The sequence below is a fragment of the Pseudoduganella sp. RAF19 genome (genome assembly GCF_052114165.1).
Lineage (GTDB): Bacteria > Pseudomonadota > Gammaproteobacteria > Burkholderiales > Burkholderiaceae_D > Rugamonas.
Genome location: NZ_JBFREF010000009.1, coordinates 401584 through 424005, shown reverse-complemented (window position 1 = coordinate 424005; position 22422 = coordinate 401584). Strand labels below are relative to the sequence as shown.

The 22422-nt window shown below is 55.9% G+C and carries 19 protein-coding genes and 1 pseudogene; 4 read left to right on the top strand and 16 right to left on the bottom strand.

The window, feature by feature from the left end; all coding sequences use genetic code 11:
- Window positions 1–3 precede the first annotated feature (3 nt).
- The 4 genes from AB4Z19_RS24525 to AB4Z19_RS24510 form a co-directional block, all read right to left on the bottom strand.
- Complete coding sequence (locus tag AB4Z19_RS24525) at window positions 4–777, bottom strand: SDR family NAD(P)-dependent oxidoreductase (RefSeq protein WP_442036304.1); 774 nt, start codon at window positions 775–777, stop codon at window positions 4–6.
- A gap of 116 nt (window positions 778–893) precedes the next feature.
- Entirely contained in the window at window positions 894–2732 is a 1839-nt protein-coding gene (locus tag AB4Z19_RS24520; protein WP_442029531.1) for a glycoside hydrolase family 35 protein, read from the bottom strand.
- Window positions 2733–2813: 81 nt separating this feature from the next.
- A complete protein-coding gene (locus AB4Z19_RS24515; RefSeq protein ID WP_442036302.1) occupies window positions 2814–4739 on the bottom strand; it encodes an SPFH domain-containing protein in 1926 nt (641 codons plus the stop codon).
- 250 nt (window positions 4740–4989) lie between these two features.
- Window positions 4990–5232: a response regulator transcription factor gene (locus tag AB4Z19_RS24510; RefSeq protein WP_442036300.1), complete on the bottom strand. Its 243-nt coding sequence runs from the start codon at window positions 5230–5232 to the stop codon at window positions 4990–4992.
- A gap of 135 nt (window positions 5233–5367) precedes the next feature.
- Here AB4Z19_RS24510 and AB4Z19_RS24505 point away from each other — a divergent pair, with 135 nt between their 5' ends.
- The gene (locus tag AB4Z19_RS24505) at window positions 5368–6279 is read left to right on the top strand and encodes a LysR substrate-binding domain-containing protein (RefSeq protein WP_442027332.1); all 912 of its coding nucleotides are present in this window, start codon (window positions 5368–5370) and stop codon (window positions 6277–6279) included.
- A gap of 16 nt (window positions 6280–6295) precedes the next feature.
- Here the strand turns inward: AB4Z19_RS24505 and AB4Z19_RS24500 are convergent, their stop codons facing one another.
- Window positions 6296–7027 (bottom strand): hydrolase, encoded by a 732-nt coding sequence (locus tag AB4Z19_RS24500; protein WP_442027331.1) that lies wholly within the window; start codon window positions 7025–7027, stop codon window positions 6296–6298.
- A 140-nt stretch (window positions 7028–7167) separates the two neighbouring features.
- Window positions 7168–8343 carry an MFS transporter gene (locus tag AB4Z19_RS24495; RefSeq protein ID WP_442027330.1) on the bottom strand — a complete coding sequence of 392 codons (1176 nt, stop codon included), beginning with the start codon at window positions 8341–8343 and terminating at the stop codon, window positions 7168–7170.
- 147 nt (window positions 8344–8490) lie between these two features.
- Here AB4Z19_RS24495 and AB4Z19_RS24490 point away from each other — a divergent pair, with 147 nt between their 5' ends.
- A complete protein-coding gene (locus AB4Z19_RS24490; protein ID WP_442027329.1) occupies window positions 8491–9099 on the top strand; it encodes a TetR/AcrR family transcriptional regulator in 609 nt (202 codons plus the stop codon).
- On the opposite strand, the gene AB4Z19_RS24485 is transcribed toward AB4Z19_RS24490, so the two are convergent.
- Entirely contained in the window at window positions 9053–9961 is a 909-nt protein-coding gene (locus AB4Z19_RS24485) for a LysR family transcriptional regulator (protein WP_442027327.1), read from the bottom strand. The genes AB4Z19_RS24490 and AB4Z19_RS24485 overlap by 47 nt on opposite strands.
- 97 nt (window positions 9962–10058) lie before the next feature.
- Between AB4Z19_RS24485 and AB4Z19_RS24480 the strand changes: the two genes are divergently transcribed.
- Window positions 10059–10451, top strand: coding sequence for a RidA family protein (locus AB4Z19_RS24480; RefSeq protein WP_442027325.1), 393 nt, complete (start codon window positions 10059–10061; stop codon window positions 10449–10451).
- Between the two features lie 291 nt (window positions 10452–10742).
- Here AB4Z19_RS24480 and AB4Z19_RS24475 read toward each other — a convergent pair.
- The 9 genes and pseudogenes from AB4Z19_RS24475 to AB4Z19_RS24435 all read right to left on the bottom strand — a co-directional run bounded on the left by AB4Z19_RS24475 (window position 10743) and on the right by AB4Z19_RS24435 (window position 21933).
- Window positions 10743–11769: pseudogene (locus tag AB4Z19_RS24475) on the bottom strand (IS3 family transposase).
- Between the two features lie 411 nt (window positions 11770–12180).
- Entirely contained in the window at window positions 12181–12756 is a 576-nt protein-coding gene (gene abiEi, locus AB4Z19_RS24470; protein WP_442036298.1) for a type IV toxin-antitoxin system AbiEi family antitoxin, read from the bottom strand.
- 123 nt (window positions 12757–12879) lie between these two features.
- A complete protein-coding gene (locus AB4Z19_RS24465) occupies window positions 12880–15414 on the bottom strand; it encodes a S8 family peptidase (RefSeq protein ID WP_442036296.1) in 2535 nt (844 codons plus the stop codon).
- 52 nt (window positions 15415–15466) lie between these two features.
- Window positions 15467–16474 carry an AAA family ATPase gene (locus tag AB4Z19_RS24460; RefSeq protein WP_442036294.1) on the bottom strand — a complete coding sequence of 336 codons (1008 nt, stop codon included), beginning with the start codon at window positions 16472–16474 and terminating at the stop codon, window positions 15467–15469.
- A gap of 353 nt (window positions 16475–16827) precedes the next feature.
- Window positions 16828–18270, bottom strand: a complete 1443-nt coding sequence (locus AB4Z19_RS24455) for a hypothetical protein (protein WP_442036292.1) — start codon at window positions 18268–18270, stop codon at window positions 16828–16830.
- Between the two features lie 4 nt (window positions 18271–18274).
- Window positions 18275–19426, bottom strand: coding sequence for a UvrD-helicase domain-containing protein (locus AB4Z19_RS24450; RefSeq protein WP_442036290.1), 1152 nt, complete (start codon window positions 19424–19426; stop codon window positions 18275–18277).
- A 12-nt stretch (window positions 19427–19438) separates the two neighbouring features.
- Entirely contained in the window at window positions 19439–20854 is a 1416-nt protein-coding gene (locus AB4Z19_RS24445) for a protein kinase domain-containing protein (RefSeq protein WP_442026451.1), read from the bottom strand.
- Window positions 20855–21021: 167 nt separating this feature from the next.
- Window positions 21022–21465 (bottom strand): hypothetical protein, encoded by a 444-nt coding sequence (locus tag AB4Z19_RS24440; RefSeq protein WP_442026452.1) that lies wholly within the window; start codon window positions 21463–21465, stop codon window positions 21022–21024.
- Window positions 21466–21468: 3 nt separating this feature from the next.
- Complete coding sequence (locus tag AB4Z19_RS24435; protein ID WP_442026453.1) at window positions 21469–21933, bottom strand: hypothetical protein; 465 nt, start codon at window positions 21931–21933, stop codon at window positions 21469–21471.
- 124 nt (window positions 21934–22057) lie between these two features.
- On the opposite strand from AB4Z19_RS24435, the gene AB4Z19_RS24430 reads away from it, so the two are divergent.
- Window positions 22058–22378 carry a helix-turn-helix domain-containing protein gene (locus tag AB4Z19_RS24430; protein ID WP_442026454.1) on the top strand — a complete coding sequence of 107 codons (321 nt, stop codon included), beginning with the start codon at window positions 22058–22060 and terminating at the stop codon, window positions 22376–22378.
- Window positions 22379–22422: the final 44 nt, after the last annotated feature.

The following is a 22422-nucleotide window of genomic DNA, read 5'->3' as shown; positions in this document are numbered from 1 at the left end:
GGTTTACGCCGATCCGGCCAGGCCGCCACCGTCCACCACCAGCGCGTCGCCGGTGACAAAGGAAGCACGATCAGAGGCGAGGAACAGCACGGCTTGCGCGATCTCGGGTGGCTTACCAACTCGCATCAGCGGCCGGCCTGCACCTGCCGCTACCAGTGCGGTTTCCTCAAGTCCCAGCTGGCGCGCTTCGTTGCGCAGCATGGGTGTATCCGTATCGCCGGGGCAGACACAGTTGACGCGGATGTTCTGCGGGCCGTGATCCACAGCCATGGCCTTGGTCATGATGACCACCGCACCCTTGGAAGCGCAATAGGACACGGCATCCTTGCCGCCCACCAGACCCCATCCCGATGCGGTGTTGATGATGCTGCCGCCTTGCTGCTGCATGACCGGTACAGCATATTTGCACATCAGGAAAATCGATTTGACGTTAACCGCCATAACCTGATCCCATTCCTGTTCGGTGGTGTCGATCACATTGGCGCGGCGGGTAATGCCCGCGTTGTTGAACAAAACATCGAGACGGCCGTAGCGCGACACGGCCGCGGCCACTGCCGCCTCACAATCCGCTGCCTGCGCGACGTCAGCGCGGATGAACGAAGCGTGGGCGCCCGCTGCCGTCAATGCCGCAACCGCCAGTTCGCCCGCTGCGCCATCGCGGTCCGCGATCAGCACTGTTGCGCCTTCACGCGCGAACAACTCCGCCGTGGCGCGTCCGATGCCTGACGCACCACCCGTGATCAATGCCACCTTGCCTGCCAATTCACCTTGCTGCATGTGCCGTCTCCAATTTATAGCTTGTGCACCATGCTGCGCCTTTTTCACCTCTGCTGGCAAATGAATACTCTGCATAGAATGCATAAGCCCAGCTAATGCATGGTGCGCTTTTTTACTCAGCCCGGAGTGGCAAACACCGGGTTCGGCAAGCCTTGCACGCTCGGCGCTTCCGGGGCACCGTCCATGTCGAGAATGATGATTTCGTTGTCGCCTTTGCGAAGCCATGGTCCGGGCAGGAACAGGCTTTGCTGCGGGCCGACGCGCCAGTACCGTCCCAAATGGTGACCGTTGACCCAGACATGGCCTTTACCGAGGGCGCGCATGTCCAGGAAGGTGCTGGCGGGGGCGGCGACGTTGAAATGGCCGCGCCAGAAAGTGGGGCCGCGTTTCGCCGGTATGCCGCGTGCAAAATGCAGGGCTGACAAATTGGTCATCGGCGTGGAGAACACTTCCCAGTCGAGCAGGGGCTTGCCGCTCAGCGATACGGCGCGTGTAAGACCTTTGCGCTCGTCGGGCAGCATTGGGCCGAAATTGACGCGCCCCATATTTTCGACCACCACATCCAGCGTGCTGCCGGCTTTGAGATTGATGTCGGTCACGTGCTCGTCGCGCCGGCGGTCCATGGTGGCGATGGTGGCGCCGTCATCCAGCACGTGTGCGTAGTCGCGCACCGCGCCCAGATCCAGCTTGCCCGATGCGCCGTCAGCGAAGCGCTTGCGGTAGACGATGAAGCCATAGCCCTGCCCGTATGCCTCCATATTGCGCGCCAGATGGGAGGCTATGGGATTGGGCAGGGAATCGACCAACGCGACGGATTCGTCCAGGGTGAAGCGCGGCACGGCGATCAAGGATGTGGCTTGTGCAGGCAGATCGGGCAGGCGCTCGCCAGGCGCCAGATGGCGTTCGATAGCGGCGCGGATAGCAAAGAATTTGGGCGTAGGGCGGCCCGCTTCGTCGATGGCGGCGTCGTAATCGTAGCTGGTGGTGTCGGGCTGGTAGGTGCTGCCCTGGCCGTTGGCGCCTGGCTGCCAGCCGAAGCTGGTGCCGCCATGCGCCATGTACAGATTGAAGGAGATGCCTTGTCCGAGCATCCAGTCCACTGCATCGGCGGCCTGTTTGGGATTGGTCTGGTGGTGACGCTCGCCCCAATGGTCGAACCAGCCGGCCCAGTATTCACCGGCCATGCGCGGCACATGCTGGCGGAACGTGGCCAGGTGAGCAAAGGCTTCCTTCACATCGTCCACGTTGCCGTCGAAATTGACGACAGCGGTCACGCCAGGCAGGGTGCCGTGGTCGAGCAGGGTGGGATCGGGGCCGTCCGATGTGAATAGCGGGAGGTTGAATCCCGCATCGCGCAGCTGCTTCTGGATAGTGGCCATGTAAGCGTGATCTTCGCCATACGAGCCATATTCGTTTTCCACCTGTGTCATCAGGATCGGTCCTCCGCGCGAGGACAACAGCGACGCCACTTCTTGCGCAACGCGCTTGAAGTAGCGGGCAGTCGCATCCAGGTAGCGCGGGTCCATGCTGCGGACACGCAGACCGGGCGTACGCAGCAACCATGCGGGGAAGCCGCCGAAGTCCAGCTCAGCGCAGACGTAAGGACCGGGACGCAGCACAACATTCAGTCCAACTTCCTGTGCCGTGCGCACGAAGGCGGCGAGATCAAGGTTGTCGCTGAAATCGAAACGGCCAGGCTCTGGCTCATGCAGATTCCAGAACACATAGGTGGTGATCGTATTCAAGCCCATGGCGCGGGCCTGCTGCAGGCGCTCGCGCCAGAACGCACGGGGGATGCGGGCGTAGTGCATGTCGCCGGCGCGGATCACATACGGCTTTCCATCCAGTTCGAAGTGGTCGCCAGCCACTGCGAAATGCGGCGTGGCCGCTTGTGTGCTCAGCGCCGCCATCATGATGCCCAGCGCCGCCAGCTGCTTCATCCCCGTGTATCGCAACGTCGTCTCCTCGATTTTTTTGCGCTAAAACGCAAGCAGCGGCGGGTGGTCACTTTCGTTTTTCGCCCGCCACTAAAGGAGTTATACCTTATCAGACGTTGTGGTCAGTTCGCCAGCCTTGATTGCACTCATCAGACCAAGCAGGGTGCTGAAGGCGTTGTTGTCGGCGCCACCCATTTGCACTTGTGGCACCAGCGGAACCTTCGCAGCTTCGAAGGCTTCGGCCAGGCGCAGCATCACGGTTTGCATCAACTGCTTGTCGGCGCCCTCGCCTTGCATCGCTTCGGACTTGGCGTGAATTGCTGCTGCTTCCGCTTCGCCGACGGAGCGGATCGCGGAAGCGCGGCCGGAACCTTCCACCTCCTGCTTGAAGCGTTCGGCCTGCGCCAGCGCTTCGATTTCCTGGCGGCGCTTCTCGGCCGCCTTCACGTTGGCAGCGCCCTGGTTTTCCTTGATCGAGATATCGACCAGCGATCCGGTCAGCTCTTTTTGTTTGGCGGCGCGCTGCTCGGCTTCGTTCAGTTCGCGCTCCTTGTCGGCGGCGATCTGCTTCTGCGCGAACGTTTCGACCTGCTCGCGTGCGATCTGGCGGTCACGCAGCTGGGCCATGATGTTCTCGATCTTGTTGTCGCCTTGCTGTGGCTTCGGTGTGCCGATCAGGACTTCCTGGAACTCCAGCGAATAGGCCTGAAAGCGCAGCTTCATGTCTTCCGACGCGTTATGCTGCAATTCGCTGCGCGACTGAATCAGTTCAATGAAGGTCTTGGTTTGCGAGACGTTTTTGAAGTACGACGACACCATCGGGTCCAGCGTCTGTTCCACCAGTTGCGCCACATTGCCGAAACGCTGCACCACCATCGGCGCCTTGCGGTAGTCAATGTGCACTACGACCGACAGCGGCAGTTGCGGTTCAAAAGCGTCCTTGGTGATGAGCGTAATCTCGCGCAGATTCTTATCGAAGCTGGAGCCGCTCTCGCCGGACTTCCACATCAGCACAAAGTTCGTGGTCGGCACCAGCTCGATCTTGCCGGCGTAAGTGTTGAATGCGTACTTGCCCGGCATGAGCGGGTCGCGCCACACGCCGCGGCAGCCGCTTTCCACCAGCTCGCCGTGCGTGTATTCGGTGCCGGATAAGTCGGTGCCCTTATGGCCAGTGTACGACACCACCACGCCCACAAAGCCGACCGGGATCACGGTCTTCCTGATGAATTCCACTGTCGCAAACAGGCGGTTGATGAAGTAGGTACCCTCTACCAGCACGCGTTCCTGGCGGCCGCGGCGGCCACCGGCGGCAAGGAATTTTTCAGGCTCCTGGAAGGCGTTGTGGGTGTCGCCTACATCCGGCGCCAGCAGCTCGTCCTTCAGCAGGCCGGGACCGTCCTGCACCGTCACTACGGCCAGTTGGTCGGAATCGTGCGAGCCGGTGGTTTCCTTGATCACGACCGGCGTGAAGCCGCTGCGCTCATCGAGCAGGCCGCGCATTTGCTCGTAGTAGATTTTTTCTTTCGCGTCGAGCGACATCGAATATGTCGCTTCCTCCGTCATCACGACGAACAAAGCGGGATTGATGATGTGCGTACCTTCGCGCAGGATCATGCGCTGCGGGCCTTTCTGGCCGCCGTTGCTGAGGAAAGCGCGCACGTTGCGGAAATCGCTGGTGCCCGAGTTGTCGGCCAGGGTCTGTCCGGCGGGCAGGTCGATGCCATCGCGCGCGAAGACGTAGCCGATGGTGCCCTGCGTGACGGACACCATGGGATGAATGTGGACGCGGAATTGGAAGGGCGCGAAGAAGTGGAAGCCACCGCGAATGAGTTCAGGCTGCAGGCCCGCTTCGCCGTTCAGGGCGAGCAGTCCGCTTTGCACGGAGCCGGAAGAGCTCCAGAGTTTTTCAACGACGCCGATGCGGTCGTTAGGGATGTACTTGATAACGCCAGATACCAACAACAGCAGCAACAGAGCCAGCAAAGCTGCCGCAACTACGATGATGCCAAATAGCGGGGTTGACATACAAACCTTTCGGTTGTGGATAAGACTGGAAATACGGATGCGTCGCGGCGACGCAGTGGGCGCGCGCGAACGTCAGCGGCGCGGCGGTGCCGTGACAGGCAAATTCGAGGGGAGTGGGCGGGCATGAACCGGCCGGGCCAGAGGGTGCGCGGAAGGCGCGAAAAGCGCAGGTGACACCAGATCAAACACGATTTTTGTTGTTGCTCTTCAGTGAGTGCTTGAAATCATTCTGGCACAAGTTTGTGAAAATTTAAAGGCCTGAATAAAGGTCGATGATGCCCCGCTTCAGCGCGATGGTGACCGCATGGGTGCGGTCGTTGGCAGTCAACTTCGACAGAATGCTCTTCATATGACTTTTCACTGTCTGTTCCGAAATGTCCATCTTGCGCGCGATGCGCTTGTTCGAATTGCCGTGAGCCGCATGCTGCAGGACTTCGGTTTCGCGGCCGGACAGCAGGCATTCCGGCAGGCCGCCAATCGTTCTGGTTTCCATATCTGAGCAATCTTAGCGGCCTCATATCGTTTGAGAAGTAAAGTGGATTGGACGCAGCGTTCGACAAATACAAACGATGACATGTCATATGTTTGCGTTACCATTCAAACCCCAAGCGAACCCCAGGACAAGGCAATGTTGGACTTGAAGGATGTGTTTTTCTTTGTGCAGGTCGTTGACCGAGGTGGATTCACCGCCGCGAGCGAGGCCCTCGGCCTGCACAAGTCCACGCTCAGTCATCGCATCAAGGAACTGGAATCGTCGCTGGGCGTGCGCCTGCTGAACCGTACCTCGCGGCAGTTCGGCGTGACCGAAGTGGGTGCGGAGTTTTACCAGCACGCGTTGACGTTGCTGGAAAGTTCGCACTGCGCGGAGGAAGCGATGCGCCAGCGGCTGGCGGAGCCGAGCGGTATTATCCGCATCACGTCACCGGTGGAGATCTCGCAGTATCTTTTGCGGGAAGCCTTGCCGCGTTTTCTGAGCCTGCACCCCAAAGTCACCATTCAGGAGAATGCCACCGACCGGCTGGTGGACATCGTCGGCGAGGGCTTCGACCTCGCGCTGCGCGGCCACGGCTCGCGCCTGCAGGATTCGGAACTGGTGCAGCGTCCCATCGCCGAAGCGCCCTGGTGCCTGTTCGCGGGGCCTGGGTACCTGGAACGGCATTCGGAGCCGGACGATCCGGAGTGCCTTGGCTTGCACAGCATTGTGTCGATTGTCCGCAAAGGACCGCCGCAATGGAAAATGCACGGGCCGAACGGACGCCAGCAGACCGTGGCGTTCACACCGCGCTTCCAGAGCAATAATCTGATTTCCCTGAAAGAGGCAGCCTGCTCCAATGTCGGCGTGGCCGCCCTGCCGGGTTATATCTGCCGCGACGAATTGGAGAAGGGGACCTTGCGCCACATCCTGCCGGGCTGGATCGCATCGGAGGCGCGTATCTCGGCACTGATCCCCTATCGCAAAGGCCGCCTGCCGGCAGTGCGTTCCTTCGTCGATTTTCTCGCGGCGGAACTGCCCAAAGTAACCGCCTTCGATCTGGGATGAAGGCGGTCATGCCTGATTACTTGCGCAGCGAGCGGCTGTAGTTGATGCCGACGCCCCACGAACCGCCATGCTCCGTCACGATCTTGGTGACGGCGTCATAGGTCGCCTGGTTGCTCCAGTCGTATTGCAGTTCGGAGATCACGCCGATCCAGGTCATTGGGCGTGCGCCCGCTTGCACCATACGCTGAATACCCAGCTGGTGTGCTTCGACGCTGGAGCCGCCGGAGGCATCGGCCACGAAGTAGACTTCATAGCCCGCTTCAATTGCGGAGAGCACCGGCAGGGCCAGGCACAGCTCCGTCCAGGTGCCGGCGAAGATCAGCTTCTTGCGGCCGGTCTTCTTCACGGCATCGACGATGCGCTTGTCGGCCCATGCGTTCAACGAAGTGCGGTCATACACTTCCTGGTCCGGGAACACCTTGCGGATTTCGGGGATCAGCGGGCCGGTGAATGTATTGGCAGCCACCGTGGTCAGGATGGTCGGAATACCGAAGGCCTTGGCGGTTTTGGCCAGCGCTTCGACGTTGTTGATGATCGTCTGGCGGTCGTGCGAGGCGATGCCGAAGATGGTTTGCGGCTGGTGGTCGATCAGGATGAGGACGGAGTTGTCCTTGGTGATGAGTTCACGGCTCTCCTTGGCATAGCCTGGCTGCGGGGCAGCTGCGAAGGTTGGTGAGGCCGGCAGCGCCGCAGCAACGAACGCAATAGCGACAGCTGCCGCGATCCGGCGAACTTCTTTAAGCTTCATGTGTTGATCCTTTTTTTGGAAACGGTCGGCCGTTACGACCCGGGAGAAGATCGGCGGATCTGATTATGTCCAACACATTCACGCTTGCAGAGCCATCCCGCTCGGACGCAGCGTTTGGATTTCACCAACGATTACAAGGCTTACTTTGACGGCACGGCGTTGGCCGCATCGAGGTCATCGCCCTCAATGCGGCGCGCCGCCAGCTCCGACGTCACGATGGTCAACGCGAACAGCACGACTGCGAAGTAGCCGAGATTGTGTCCGCCCAAAACATGCAGACCTGCGGCGCCCAGCACGCCTGCCGCCGTCACGCCAAGATAGGTTGCTGCGGTGTTGAGCCCAAGGACCACAGGTGCAATGGTTGGGGCGATGTTCACCAGGCGATATTGCTGCGGGCCGATGATGCCCCATCCCGCCACGCCCCACACACCGATAGCAATCACCGCCGACCACAGATGGCCGCTTGCCAATGGCAGCAGCGCCATGTCGACGACGAGCACGGAGAGCATGCCGATCAGCACCCAGCGTGGGCCGAATTTATCCAGCAGACGAGACAAGGCCACATTGGTCACCGTTCCGCCAGCGCCCCACAGTACCAGCAGCGCACCAAACAAAGCGGTGCTGGTCAGAATGCGATCGAAGACCACGGAGAAGTAGGTGTAGATCACGAAATTGCCGGCCATGGCCAGCAGCGTGGTGATCAGCACCAGGCCGACCCGCGCGTCACTCAACGGTGCAAGGCGCGCCGACAGGCTCACTTTCGGCGGCATCGGAATGTCTTTCAGCAGAATGGAGATGCCCGTCGCAGCGATCAGACCGACTGCCGAGACGAACACCATGGTCCAGCGCCAATCACCCAGGCCGCCGATGACGGTGCCCATGGGCGAGCCCAGTGCGGTCGCAGCAGTCAGTCCGGCGACGATGATGGTCAGCGCCTGGCCGCGCTGTTCAGGCTTCACAATCATGGCGCCGGTGCCGGTGGCAGTTGGCGCGTACATAGCGGCGCCCAGTCCAGCCAAGGCACGCGATAGCAGGGCGACAGTGAAGTTTGGCGCCACGGCAGTCACCAGGTTGGCGACGATGAAGGTGGCCAGACCGGACAGCATCAGTTTTTTCCGTGGCACCGAGGCGGCCAGCGCCGCGATGGTCGGCGACAGCAGGGCGTAGGCGATGGCGTACACCGTGGTCAGCTGTCCAGCCAGACCGGCATTGACGTTGAAGGCATGCGAGATTTCGGGTAACACACCGGCAACCACAAAGCTGTCCGTCCCCAGCGCAAACATTCCTAAAGCCAGTATCAATAGGCGCTTGTCCATGGTCATGAGTCCTTAATTTTAGATGACGACATTTCACTAACCTGGCTAATAATAGGACTCGCAATCTAAAAAGTCAAAGGATAGATGATGGCCTTGCACTAAAAAATAGAATGGCTATGATGTAGCCATGATCAGCAGGAGCAGCGCATGAAGAAATCGAAAGTGGAAACCGCAGAAACCCGGAAGCGAATCGTCGAGATCGCAGCCAGGGCATTCCGGAAACAGGGTATCGAGGCCACCGGAGTGGCGCAGATCATGGCGACGGCTGGGCTGAGCCATGGCGGGTTTTATCGCCACTTCAGCTCTAAAGATCAGCTGGTTACCGAGGCGATGTCCGCGTCCGATAAGAATCTGCTGAGGGATTCCAAGGCTGCCGCTGACCAAGGCGCCAAGGCAATGCTGAGCGTCTTCCATGACTACATGACGAAGGACTATCGCGACAATATGGAAGATGGCTGTCCGCTGGCGGCCATGGGCAGCGAACTGGTGCGCGCAGCCGGGGAAACGCGGCATGTGGCGACCAATAACTTCAAGAAGATTATCGAAACAGTCTCACCCTTCATGCTGGAGCACGATGGCGAAGAACGCAGCGACGTGGCGCTCAGCCTGATCACCAATATGGTCGGCGCGCTGACGGTTGCGCGCATGCTCGATGATCCGGAATTTTCCGACCGGATTCTGGAAATCACGCAGCGCCGTATTGCCCGTTCTATCGATATGCGTGCTGCCCCATCAGCGCCACCACCCAATCGATAAACACGCGCAGCTTTTTGCTGATGTGGCGGTTGGCGGGGAAAGCAAGGTAGAGCGGCATCGGATCGATGCGCCAGTCGGCAAACAGCCGCACCAGTTCGCCACTTGCCGCGTACTTTCGCGCCATGTAGTCGGGCAGCCATAGCACGCCCAAGCCCGCCAAACCGGCGGCGAGGTAAGCGTTGCCATCATCGATGGCCAGCGCGTGGCGGCTTTGCACTTTTATGCGTTCGCCATCGCGTGATAGTTCGTAGGGAAAACCCTTTCCGGCGGGCGACCAGTTGAAGCTGACGATGCGGTGCCTTTCATTTTCCAGTTCGGCTGGATGCACCGGCGTACCGGCTTGCGCCAGATAGGCCGGCGCTGCGTAGACGCCGAGTGGCAAGTCCGCCACTTTGCGCGCCATCAGTGACTGGTCGCTGAGCTCGCCACCGCGCAGGACGCAATCCACGTTTTCGCCAATCAGGTCCACCATGCGGTCGCTCACGCCAAGGTCGAGCTGCAGGTCGGGATAGCGGGCATAAAAGTCGGGCAAGGCGGGCACCAGGATCATGCTGGCAAGCGGGCTGGGCACGTCCACGCGCAGCAAGCCTTTGGGCAGCGATGATGCGCCCGGCAGGCCGGTTTCCACATCGTCCAGCTCTGCCAGCAAGGGCACGATGCGCTCGTAATAGGCGTTGCCGTCCGCAGTGACGTTGACCTGGCGCGTGGTGCGATTGAGCAGCTTCACGCGCAACCGCGCTTCCAGCTGCTGCACCAGCTGTGTTACCGTGGCTCGGCTCATGTGCAGGGTGTCGGCCGCCTTGGTAAAGCTGCCGGTTTCCACCACGCGCACGAAAGCCTTCATCGCATCGAATCGGTCCATTGTTTGGATTATACAAACAGTGCTGGTGGGGCTTACCTATTTATTGGTTGGAGCAGCATGGCTACAGTTTGGATATGCAAACTAATGGAGAGCTGCAATGACACAACGCGATGTTGTTTTTCCACCCGGCCGCCAGGCGCTGTATGAAAAGAACCGCTATTCCCCGGCGGTGCGCTCGAATGGATTCCTGTTCGTTTCCGGCCAGGTCGGCAGCCGCGAAGACGGCTCGCCCGAGCCGGATCTGGAAGCCCAGGTCCGGCTGGCTTTCCAGAACCTGAACGCGATCCTGGGCGCCGCCAACAGTTCGTTCGACGATGTGGTTGACGTGACGGTGTTCATGGTCGATCCGCAATCGACATTCGAACGGATCTGGAGCGTGGTGCAGGATTATTGGGGCGGCGCGCCTCACCCCACGGTGACGGCCGTCGGCGTGACCTGGCTGTATGGTTTCCAGTTCGAGATCAAGGTGATCGCCAAACCACAGGCGTAAAGCCAGTGGCTGCCACATCGTGGCAGCCACTTGGGTCTGGCCTTGGGTTCTGAATGAAAAAAGCCCCGTAACGCGAAGTTACGGGGCTTTTTGCTATTGAAAGTTCCGGATCAGACCTGTTGTGTGTACCTTGGCACGTAAACAACTACGTAAACAACTGGAGAAGCCTGCAACTACGGGCTTCTTAGAGATCCGCGTCTCCCCCGATTTGTGCCAACTGTAAACAGTTCGCACCAACCGTGTACTATAGATCGGCTATGCGAATCTTCATCGTGAATCGCCACGAGTCTGCTAGACACCCGCGAGCCGTTCAAAATGCCTTCGCTCAAACTCTGCTGGCGAAAGCCTGTCATTAAATCCGTGACGGCGTTTCGGATTGTAGAACATCTCGATGTAGTCGAAGATGTCCTGCCTGGCGTCGTCCCTGGTTGCATAGGTCTTGCGCTTGATGCGCTCGCGCTTTAGAAGCTGGAAGAAGCTTTCAGCGACCGCATTGTCGTGACAGTTTCCGCGCCGGCTCATGCTTGGCTCTAGTCGATGCTCTGTCAAGAAATCACGCCAGTCCTTGCTGGTGAACTGCGAGCCCTGATCGGAATGAACCATCACAGGATCGGTCGGCTTGCGTCGCCAAACAGCCATCAGCAGCGCATTCATCGCCAACTCCGTATCAATCCGTGAACTCATCGACCACCCGACAACCTGGCGTGAAAACAGATCGAGTACGACGGCCAGGTATAGCCAGCCTTCATGGGTTCGAATGTAGGTAATGTCCGTCACCCAGACCCGGTTTGGCTCAAGCACGTCAAATTGCCGTTGCAGATGATTCGGCGCCACCACCGACGGCATGCCGCCGCCTTTCCACTTGCGCTTGCCGTATCCGGTCTGCGAACGTAAGCCCACTGAGCGCATGATGCGGTGAACACGATTGATGCCACATAGCTCTCCGAGATCGCGCAGGTCGTCGGATACCTTGCGGTAGCCATAGACCGCGCCGCTTTCCAGCCATGACTGCTTAATGTGACCGAGCAGGCGCTTGTCTTCCTTGGCTCGCTTACTTTCAGGCTGAACGCACCACGCATAGAACCCGCTGGGATGAACACCCATCATCTTGCACAAGCGTCGCACCGGAAATTCGTCCTGTACTTCCTGAATGAAGGCGTACCTTACCCGGACGTCTTGGCAAAGTACACCGCGGCCTTTTTCAAGATGTCGCGCTCCTCGGTAACGGCTCAGCGACCTCGGCTGCTGGGTGCCCGCGATCAATAACCTGCTTGACCGCAGCGATCTTAAATTCCTCCGTGTAACGCTTCCCACTCATGATTTCTCCTTTGCCTAAATTATGGCTCAGGAGTGTCTACAATGGTCGTGGCGATTCAAGCGAAGTAATTCCGCTGCTTGGCCGCGAAACGCATGCCACGTGCACGGCCGCTGAATTATCAAGCCGCTTGCACGAATGGTTCCGAATGCTACCTGAGGCTACGACGGTGCTCTACGATTTCGAAACTGACCGACAACTTCTAGAGGCCTCATTTCTAGGTCCTCGGCCAGACAACCTGTGCGGTTACGAGCTCATCGATCACAAGATCTTCAGACACTCGGCGTACAAGCTAGGTGAGGTGCTGACATACTCATCGGCATGGCCGCCACATCATGCTTTAGCAGACGCCCAAGCTCTTCGCGAAGGATACTTGAGGTGGGAGGCAGCAACAACCGGCCGAGATTGGCGTAGTCAGAATCTCCCACGCCGTTCGTGATCGCATACCTCATTAAGCTCTTTCATCGCGCCCCGATCAAGCATGTTCGTATTACGTCCCACACGCAATAGGTCTGCAATGGCGGCTTCTTTGGTGGCGACGCGTAATGGGCGCCCCTTATGAGAAACCGTGCGCCGAATCAGTTCCGCAGTCTGACGTTTGGTATGAGTAAATTCAATTGTGCCGTAGGGCGTTTCGTGAAGGCCGCTCGCACCGGTAGTCATGAGCGTAAGACGACTGATTGGAACCTGGGAAATTAAACCGTATTCCGAAAGCATCGATTCCATAGTGAGGTAGGAGTAATGTCCACGTCGCAGGACTGCCGCGATATCCTCAATTACCCAACCTTTTTTTGACCGTGCCATTGGGTTAAGATAGACGCCTCTCGCCACCCGCTGCAAGACACCGTCGGCAACCAGGCGTTGCAACGACTTTTCTAACGCCTTTTCCTTTTCGTGCGGAAAAGCTTTTGCCAGATCTGTCTTAGTCAAAACATACACACCGACTTGGTCTAAGGCAATCAGCTTGTTAAGAGCAAAAATCCTATTCATCGCGGCAAACTAACTAAGCAGGGTTAAGTTAGTAATACCCCTAACAGAAGTTAGGGTCTGGGCTAACTTACGAGTGATTCCAACAGTCACAGGATACCAGCGCCCCAGGTTTCGAAACTCTCCTTAACCCAGCAATACTTCAATCTCTTTCGCCTCAACGAGGGTAGCAATCTCCGCATACAAGTCGACCTTATGTCCTGGCGCTGAGATCGAGATAGTGAGGGCGTAACGGGCCTTATCGGCGACACGCTTTTGTCCGGCATGCGACTTCCACCACCCTCCCACTGGAAAAACAGCGATAGCATCGTGTCCCGCTAACTCAATCGCGCGCCCCCGCCAAAGATCGCAATGCAGTGAACCCGCTTGGACAGCCTTAGGCCCAAGCAGCCAATGACTAGTTTCCCCATCAAGTTCACCGGCATCTTTTTCTTGGCTTGCTGTAATCCTGCTACGAAAGCGCAGATCAGACTCTCCTCGCTTTTTCATGTCGAAACGCAGACCAAACGAGCGATATGTATCGGGACGCGTTGCAGCCTTGCCAGTTAGGTTAGGTTCGATGAAGTAAGAAAGAGTGACCTTCATAGTCACGATCTCATTCTCAAGTCGTTCCAGTACCTTAGTGGGCCAAGGCAGATCGTAAAAGTGCATCTCATTAAAAACGCCTGTTCTTCCATCAGCACCAAACGCGAACGGCTGTATTTCCGCCTGTGCTATTAACGTGGCATCATTTTTGGCAGAAAGAATCGCACGTTCGACGTCCGGTACCCCATACCCGTACTCACGAAGAAGGCGCTGCTTGTCAGCTTTCGTACCAGTTTTCCAATGCGCTCCTTGGCCAATGAATCTTTTGCGTATCGGCTCTGGCCACTTAGCAGAGTCAACTGTAAGGGCCCGATGGGTTTCGGGCCAATGCTCCGGAAGCGCGGCCTGCAGGCGCCCAACGAAATTTCCGCCGATACCTGTCGCAGCACTGGTGGCCCAGAACGGCACGAGGGGCTCGGCGGAGAAATCAGAACCAGTAGAAAGTAGTGATACCGACGCATCCCAAGCGCAATAGCCTGTGGCATCAGAAGTCATATTTCCGGCTTCAAACAGAACCTCAGGCTTTATGGGCGTAAGGTCACTCGGCAGGGACTGCGATCCTCTGCTGTAAGGACTCCTATGATTGGCTGGAACAGCAGGTTTACGTGGTAAAGGTGCCCGTTCTTTTCGAGTGAAGCCGCCAACTGTGAGAGCATTCCAGCTTTGCGATGGATCCTCCAACGGTTGCGAAGGGAGGACTTGTGCTGCCATCCCCCCAGCGACATTCCCGGTTGAGACAAGAACCAAACGTTTCGGCCGCAGCATTGCAGGCCCACCTTCGGCTGCTTCGACAGCCATTGAGCCAGCCGCAATCTGATCGATAGCCCCACTCCAGGATGATGGGCGACTTGGCGGAAAGTCCGTGGCGGAAGTGGCCAAACAAAAGCTACGCAACAATCCAGGGCGTTCGGTTTCCACTAAGCTTACAGCGCCTTGCGTAACAATCCCATAGCTGGGGGGCCGAGTAGGGGGGAACCCATGTGGCGGCAAGAGCTTCATCGATTCAGCAGCATGCGTTAACGCTACTTGGCGCGCGTCGTTCATTAAAGGCTCGAGATCCCCATATAGGACAAGCCCAGTCAGTGGAGTTCCATGACCGCCGTCGGGATAATGATCATGTGTGCCCCATTCTTGATCGTATGCCCATGCACCTCGAAGTCCAGGAGCAATCAATGGATGTGCGGCATTGACACCTGTGTCAAGCGTGCAAACGACAGGTGCATTGTGCTCTGGTGGAGTAACCCGGCTAGCAAGATCTTCAACCCACTGATGCTGACCAAGTCCATTTTCCCCTCGCTCAAGGAACGGCTCAATTGTCCCAGTGGCGCGACGAATTTCCGTAATCGCGCCAGGAACTCGCGCAGCGAAGGACGCGACAGTTGCGGTAGCGGCATGCACGAATACGACCGTGGTATCAGGGAAGATAAGGCGATCATCGTGAACATCAACGCCTACCTCTCGCGCCGTAAGAATGACATGATCCGCTAAATCGCCAGTTTTTCGTATCCACAGCTCCCACCATACAACGACAGTAGACGCCAGGTCGATCTGGCCAGTAAATAACGACTTCACAGATATTGCACGAACTTGCTCAACGACCTCAAAGCGGTCCGTGTCTGGGCGACGTTGATTTCCGGGATCTCGTCCATAGGCCGCAATCCGCTTCTTTAAATAACCTCTTGCGGCATCGGGCACAAAAAGCAGGGCGCTTTCCGTTCGATCCTCATTTCGGGTAGTTCTAAGGATCACAACTTCTTGAGACGGAAACTCCAGCGTATTAGGTATCTTAACTGCTTTCGAGCGGGAATTTTCTGCTGGGGAGACAGTAGTGACTTCAACGACAGCGCCGAGCTTTAATCCTTCAACGGCAAGGCGTGGATCCGCGCCGGTCGCGGGAACCTGCCCCCAAGCGGAGTCAAACTGTGAAAGTAATTGCGCTGCGTGTGCGGCGTAGTCGCCGCGTAACGGCTTGCGTTGCTGATCCCGAGAAGGGTACTCGTATGCCGAAGTCTCACGAAAAATATCGATTGAAATATGTGGCTGATTTCGTTTATTGAAGTTTTCTTGTTCCGCCATACGCTCCTACTCGTTCAAGTACTCCACACATTCCGACCGGAAAACCAGTTCCTCAAATAGACAGCCGGCGGAACTTCCCTTTCAAGGTTTGACGATTTTCTAAGGCCTCTTTCAGCGCGGTAGGCGAAACTTTGGATGCTCCTTCAAGAATAACATCCTTAACAACGGCGTCGGCAGCCCGAACCAGCTCACCTTGGCTAAGTCCTTCAAATGCTGTTTCAAGCGTGCCCCAGCCTTTACCTGTGAACTTGAATTTCCCAAGTCGACGCTCAATAATCGCTCGCGCAGATACGGCGTCCGGTAACGTGTATTCGATTACCTCATCGAATCGACGAGCCAACGCTTGATCCAATATCTCTACATGATTCGTCGCCGCCAAAACCAAACTATCAGTTGAGTTCGGCTCTTCCATAAAGGCCAAGACGGAGTTCAGCACACGTCGGATTTCTCCAACGTCGTTGGGATCTCCCCGTCGCGCTCCGATAGCGTCAAATTCATCAAGAAGGTACACGCCTCGTGTCTGGGCGATTTGGTCAAAAAGCAAACGAAGTTTGCCCGCAGTCTCACCGAAGAATCGGCTAAAAAGCGCTTCAAGACGCACCGTAAACAAAGGCAGGCGAAGCTCTGCCGCAAGCGCAGAAGCGGTCATTGTTTTCCCGGTTCCTGGTGGCCCAACCAGCAACATATGCGTTGCGGGAGTTTGACCGTGATCATGTAGCGTCAGTCGCTCTTGCTGTTGATGAACAATGCGTGCAAGGCGTTTAGCAACGTCCCTCTCCAAAACCATTCCAGACAAGCTAACTCTTGGATAGGAGCTATCTACTAAGCCTTGCAGCTCGCCCCTAGGGCGAGCCAGCGGGATCGGGGTCTGGCCCCCAGCCGGCTTTCCAGAACCACGCTGATCTCGGGCCTTCTGCACCAGACGCTTAAGTTTATCGGCGTCCTCTGCTCTTCCTTGGCGAGCTTCTTGGGCAGCAATCTGCAACGCAATAGACAGAAGCTGTTCCTCGTCCCCGTCGATATGAGAACTTAGGAGTGCAAGAACTTGTTTAGCCGACATGTTCGCCTCCCTTCCTCGAATAGCCCAGCATGTTGTTAACTTGGATAGGCACTGTTGGATACCAACAGTGCACGGAGTGTCTCTTTCGGCTCGCCACTGCAAGACCAACAATCTCCCACATAGATGTGAGAGTTTCCACTTTAACCGATCATAATACCAGATTGCACTCAACTCCACTCTATTTGCTCGCGCTGGCCAGCGCAGTTGCTTGCAGGAGCGTTGAAGATGTCAGAAGTCAAACCTCACGTGCTGGTTGCTTTAGCGGGACAACCCGTCATCATGAGTCTCCTCACGGCAAACGAGTTCCTGTGCCATCCATACCGGTATCTCGAATTAAATTCCTGCTGTACCGTCTACCTGCCAAAACCAGTCCCGCCCCGAGCTTTTTTGCGCGGCGGCTTTGACGAAAGGACTGGATCGCCTTCGAACAACGACGGCTGTTTCTCTGGCTCTAGTGGCCTCGAAGGAAGAACCAAGTCCTGTGCTTTCGCTGCAAGCGCAACCATCTGGCCGACGACGAATTCCAATTCCTTCTCGCGCAAGCTCTTCGTTTCTCGGCGTTGGGCTTTCTCAGGATCACTTGCTCTGCTTACGGAAGATGCCAGCCGCATTTGGCATGATGCCCCTGGAATGACCTCTACAGATACCACGTTAGGCAGATTTTTCGATAGCCCTTCAAGATATTCACCTCTACTATAGACATCTGCAAGCCAAGCGTATTCATGCCAACACAAGTCTGCGAGAGATGGCTCTTCCCAATTGAATTGGACTCGCAAGTGTTTTTCAATTCCTTTAACCGCCCTCAGCCAATGCTCGTCCCAGCAATTCGGGCCGGTCAAAGCTGCAAGAACACCAAACCACAGTACAGCTGACGGAAGAACCTTAGCAATACGACGCAGCAGGAAGATATGCGAGGTTCCGCGCCCAACCAAATATGCCGCAGAGGCGACTATTGCATTTACGCGAGGGTCAGTGATTTCTTCCTCAGCTCTGGCGCCCACCTGCCTCAGCAGTTTGTTAAACGCAAGTACGCGCTCTTCAATCGAGTCACTCTGGAGTTCTACAAAGCTGGAAAGGTCAATATCGGCGCTCCCCTTAGTAATACTTTGGTGCGCCAGCAAAATTTCGATTGCGCCAGAAATCAGTGCTTCAAGCGGAGCGTGTTGGTCATCACGACTATACTCATGCGTATGCAAAGTGTCCCAAATCTTAGCGAGCAAGGAGACCGACACTGGACGCTGAACAAAGCTCCGGTCTAACTCAATCTTTCGCAACCTACTGAGGCAAGTTTCAAACGCACGGCTATGCTTCGGATAGATAAGCGATGCCTTTGCAATAGCTGTGCTGTAACACGCGTTTGCTCTCGAAAATGGTATACCGGACAAATCTGAATCGCTGTCGCCCTGGGCTAATAGCTCACCCAAAATAAGCGAAGCCCATCTGTCTTCATACATGTATCGGGGTACTCGTTCCTCTGCGAGCGAAGCCAAGAACTCCCAGTCAGAGTCAGAAATGACGCGAGCAAATTGACTCAACGGGAATACGTTTGGTGAGTAAGTTGCCATCCAAGAGAACACGTCGGATGTAGAGTGCTCGTTGGTTACAATTAACAACGGCAATACACGATCTTGGTAGTGAGGGCGTTCGCAGTAACCGACTACGACATCGCCGTCCCTCGGCCTAGGTGCACCGAAAGTAAGCGCGGGGCCATTTAACCGCGTGTCCACGATGCCTTGCAGCGCAGCTGGAACCGCATCCCGCTCGAAGGCGTACCAAATCAAATCGTTTTTCTTCATGGTCTCAATCAAAAAGGTCTTCGGGCTCGAAATGGGTGTCTTCCGCAAACGCGTTTTCCAAACGACGACTCGTTTCGCCGGTTCGATAAGCACTCAGCGTTGTTTTAGCCCGTGTTACCGCAGTGTAGGCGAGACGGGTCCTGTTCAGCGGATGCTTGGCCAGCTCTTCCGTGCCATACAGATGAACGGCGCGAAACTCAGTCCCTTTGGCCGAGTGGATTGTAAGAACGTGAATCCGGTGGTCACCAGTGAATCCACTATTCTCATCAAGACCGTGGAAGCAAATTTTATCCGCAAGCTCAGTCGAGCTAAACCTTTCCTTTAACTCAGCCATGGTCTCGTTTTTTCCGCAGAATATCCCAATGGTGTCTTCGTTATACGCATCAACTTGCACACGGAGGATGTCCAACATCGTCGCGAACTGATGGTCGCGAGAATCGCACGGGTACATCTTCGCTCGCGATTCCCCATACTTCGCTCGATCGTAGTTTGATGAATCCTCTAACGAGACCAGCCCTTCATCAACTGGCGACAGCTTGTCAGCCACTTGTGCAATTCGATGGCCAATGCGGAAGTGCTCCTCAAGCACATGACTGTCCAGTCCCAAAACTTCGGCAATGCCGAGACCATCTTGCTGGTAGATCCCCTGCTTAGTATCCCCGCAAATGCAGATTCGGTCACTGAGACAAAGCAGCTGCTCCAACTCGGCTATGGAAAGGTCTTGCGCCTCATCAACGAATATCGCGCTGTATTGCTTCTGAGAGTCTACTTTTTTGTTCGCCTCTTTCAGAAGTTCAACGGCGCGTGCCCTTGTTTCGTCATCGAACGAAGCTCCTTTTTCGACCAGCCGCTTACCAAGGTGATGCAATATGTGCTCTGACGCCCACGCGTGGTACGTCTGCACTTGCTGTGGCGTGATTAATTTTCGCGCGCCGATACCGCTACGGATGAAGTTCCTGAGAGCCTTGGTGAACGTCAGTATGAGAACATTTTTCTGACCCTTGCCGGCCAAATACTCGGCGCGTAGCAACAGCAAATTCGTCTTGCCTGAACCTGGCGGCCCTTCAAGCAAATGCCTGCCATCAATTGGTAAACGTATGAAGGCCTTCTGCCTCGGGCCCAACTCGTCAAACTTCCGCCACCAGTTGCTATTCATCCGTATGCCCCATTAAATATCCAACAGATTCTTTGATTCAAGAGTATCTATGTCATCCATAGCGTCAACGATGTCGAGCGCAGCACCAACTGCCCTGGCAATAACCCCTGTGATGTTGTTCACGGTCGTGTCGTCTGTGCCATCGATTGTCGCTTGGCATAGAGATTTCATGGGCGGCATTTGAATGGCTGCACTTTGACGCTCATGGCAAAGTACGGCTGCAATTTCAATACGAGCATCCCGCGCGAAGACGCCACCCTGCCAATCAAGATTTAATTGGCACTGTATAACCGCACCGTTCCCTGGCTCAAAGATATATGTGTAACTCAACCTGTCGGCACTCACCTTCGTCCGATTGGGTAACGTCGTACCGCAGACAGCTATGAGCTCGTTACGAATGTTGTCGTGCAGGGTTTTGGCGAAGTCATTGCGCTCAAACTCTAACCTGGCGTCCGCTGCGGCCTTGGATTGCGGTCCGGCAGTCATTCCACTTCTGGCAAGGCGACCTCGCAGCGCGTTCATCGGGTCGTCGGTATCCTCCTGCATGAAATCTTCCCAGCCAACGATTTGCAACCGCAAATCCAAGTCCTTTGTCAGGCAGCGCGCCGCTAATGCCTTCAAAGCGCGCAGCCGGCTAGCATTTCCTTCGGCGAAAGACGGCATTTTGGTAAGCACGGCTTTGCTAACTAGCCATCGGTTGCCAGCTTTCATTTCATAATCGAAGAGTTGCTTCTTCATGATCAAGTCGTGCAACACGGCCCCAATCTGATAAAAATTGAGCCCTTTCCAAAGTTTTGGAGCCGGCTCATCAAGCCTAAACAGATACTCCGGTGAACTGTATTGTGCAGTCGCCAAAAAAGGCCGCAGATTACCGTGGTCCGTTACTGCCGCGTCGACATCGTCAGCTGACTCGATATTCCGAGCTACTCCCAAATCAAGAAGCTTGAGACTCTTAAAATCTGCAGAGATTTTTATGTTTTCGGGCTTAATGTCTCGGTGAACAATGCCTTGATCCTCCAGAAATTTGGCCGCTACCACCAATTGCCTAATAAGATTGCTGACCTCTACGTCTGGCACTTCCTCTAAGACCTTGTTTAAATCGGGCCAGGTAACAAACTCCATTTCCATGACAGCAGTTCCCTCGGCTTCCTCCACGCGAAAAGTCCGAACCAGCGAATGGCATTCATGTCCGATCAGACGCCGCTGCACATCCAAGCGTCGACGCTCAGCTTCACCGACCTTTCCCTCAAAGAAACGCGGATCGAATACCTTGAAAGCTCGTCCTCCTTCAGGCCCGTCAACTTTGAAAATGGCAGCTGAACCGCCTGATGTCAGGTATTCCACAGCCGTGTATCCGCCTTTAGCGGTCAAATACCTTTCTAGCCTTTGAGTTATGTCTTTGATAACTGAGATATCTAGTGCAGGCATATATTTCCTCCTGAACCAAGAGTAACAGCAMTACATTCATGATTGCAATTTTTCCAAGCAAAAACATGAATTAGGTTACTGGTAACGAATGAGGGAAGGAAAGAGAGCCGCGCGATAACAACGGAAAACCTAAAAGGAGCATCACAGTTCGACGCTCCCATCCCGTTTCATTCAGTATCGAGGATGGTGGACTGATAAATCTGACTAAGTCCTGTTACATCTGACGCCAGCATCTTGTAGCCAGGATAGATGACGCTCATGTGAGGAAGCTCGATCACGTACCGAGTACATCCATTTTTGTCACGTCCTGTAGAAAGCTTTCGGACCTCCCAGATTCCGTAGGCGCCCTCATTCAGCGATCGTTGCCCTTGAAAATAGAGCCTGCATTGACCTTGGTGATCAGCTGTCGTCGCTGCAACCTGCTCGACAGAAGTCAGGACGAAGCGACGCCAACACTCGACTCCGACCGATGCGCCAATAAGGATGTCCAGATGCCAAAGCGGCACATTCAAATCCACTTCAACACAAGAAAACATCCTACCTGATGCGCCAGGCAACGCTTTCATTAGTGGGTTTGAGATTTCCCACGCCTCTTCGACGATAAAGTACAAAGGTCAGCCTCGTGAAATGGAGGCAGTCACCTCTGGCGGGATATTCAGCACGAGCAATCTTGCGGCACATACCCAAAGCAACAGGCCAAACCCAAATGCCGGCATCAAGACAATCCCATACCAAAAGAAGTGCAATGCCGCCCCCTTGGAGCTGCGGACCCAGGCCCTCACATTTTGTATGCCATCAATGAATTCCTCTGCAGATTTCAAACGAACGACAAAGGTGCGTTCAGCGCTACCAAACGGCTTCGGGTAGGCCAAAACCAATACGGCGAAATCGCCTACGACGCCGGGCTTCAACGCGTCATAGATGGCACCAGGGACGACCACGCCCACCATTCGAGTCGTCTGCCCATCGCTTTTCCTGATGGACAGTGAATCGAGCAGAAAACAATCCTCCTCTCCTCCGCGCATCTGGACCTGGCCGACATGCCGAACCTCCCCAACTACTATCTTCCACTGACTCATTCGCATACCTTTTTAGCAAAGTAAACTCACAACGATTACTTTTGCCAATTATAGACGTAGTGTGAAGTTCAAATAAACCTACAAAGTTGATTTACTCGCTAAATTCTACTTTGAGGGTTGTCTGATGTATGATCCAAAGCGCCTCGTCGGCGAGCGAGTTCAGTTGCTGAGAAAGCGAAAAGGGCTATCTCAGGAGGAACTGGCCAGCCAGGTCGGAATCGACACGAAATCCTTAAGCCGCCTTGAACGAGGCGCGCATTTTCCTTCCCTCGAGACCCTGGACAAAATACGCGGCGAGTTGCACGTAGAACTGAAGGACTTTTTCGATTTCGATCGACATCCGAGCGCGGAGGAAATGCGCGACTTCATTATCCGATCAGCGCGCGATGCAGACTATGACGCCTTGGCGAAGATGGCTGAGGCGGTAAAAGCGGCGCTTTCGTAGTCGGTCAGCTCTCGCTTTGGCAGGGCGTTTTAGTAAACTGTTCG

Bases quoted from the DNA above. Each gene is read 5' to 3' on its own strand.
- AB4Z19_RS24500 (WP_442027331.1), bottom strand. From the start codon at position 7,027: ATGAAGCTTAAAGAAGTTCGCCGGATCGCGGCAGCTGTCGCTATTGCG.
- AB4Z19_RS24460 (WP_442036294.1), bottom strand. From the start codon at position 16,474: ATGTCGGCTAAACAAGTTCTTGCACTCCTAAGTTCTCATATCGACGGG.
- AB4Z19_RS24495 (WP_442027330.1), bottom strand. From the start codon at position 8,343: ATGGACAAGCGCCTATTGATACTGGCTTTAGGAATGTTTGCGCTGGGG.
- AB4Z19_RS24435 (WP_442026453.1), bottom strand. From the start codon at position 21,933: ATGAGTCAGTGGAAGATAGTAGTTGGGGAGGTTCGGCATGTCGGCCAG.
- AB4Z19_RS24510 (WP_442036300.1), bottom strand. From the start codon at position 5,232: ATGGAAACCAGAACGATTGGCGGCCTGCCGGAATGCCTGCTGTCCGGC.
- AB4Z19_RS24525 (WP_442036304.1), bottom strand. From the start codon at position 777: ATGCAGCAAGGTGAATTGGCAGGCAAGGTGGCATTGATCACGGGTGGT.
- AB4Z19_RS24450 (WP_442036290.1), bottom strand. From the start codon at position 19,426: ATGAATAGCAACTGGTGGCGGAAGTTTGACGAGTTGGGCCCGAGGCAG.
- AB4Z19_RS24480 (WP_442027325.1), top strand. From the start codon at position 10,059: ATGACACAACGCGATGTTGTTTTTCCACCCGGCCGCCAGGCGCTGTAT.
- AB4Z19_RS24505 (WP_442027332.1), top strand. From the start codon at position 5,368: ATGTTGGACTTGAAGGATGTGTTTTTCTTTGTGCAGGTCGTTGACCGA.
- AB4Z19_RS24465 (WP_442036296.1), bottom strand. From the start codon at position 15,414: ATGGCGGAACAAGAAAACTTCAATAAACGAAATCAGCCACATATTTCA.
- AB4Z19_RS24515 (WP_442036302.1), bottom strand. From the start codon at position 4,739: ATGTCAACCCCGCTATTTGGCATCATCGTAGTTGCGGCAGCTTTGCTG.
- abiEi (WP_442036298.1), bottom strand. From the start codon at position 12,756: ATGAATAGGATTTTTGCTCTTAACAAGCTGATTGCCTTAGACCAAGTC.
- AB4Z19_RS24455 (WP_442036292.1), bottom strand. From the start codon at position 18,270: ATGAAGAAAAACGATTTGATTTGGTACGCCTTCGAGCGGGATGCGGTT.
- AB4Z19_RS24430 (WP_442026454.1), top strand. From the start codon at position 22,058: ATGTATGATCCAAAGCGCCTCGTCGGCGAGCGAGTTCAGTTGCTGAGA.
- AB4Z19_RS24485 (WP_442027327.1), bottom strand. From the start codon at position 9,961: ATGGACCGATTCGATGCGATGAAGGCTTTCGTGCGCGTGGTGGAAACC.
- AB4Z19_RS24445 (WP_442026451.1), bottom strand. From the start codon at position 20,854: ATGCCTGCACTAGATATCTCAGTTATCAAAGACATAACTCAAAGGCTA.
- AB4Z19_RS24490 (WP_442027329.1), top strand. From the start codon at position 8,491: ATGAAGAAATCGAAAGTGGAAACCGCAGAAACCCGGAAGCGAATCGTC.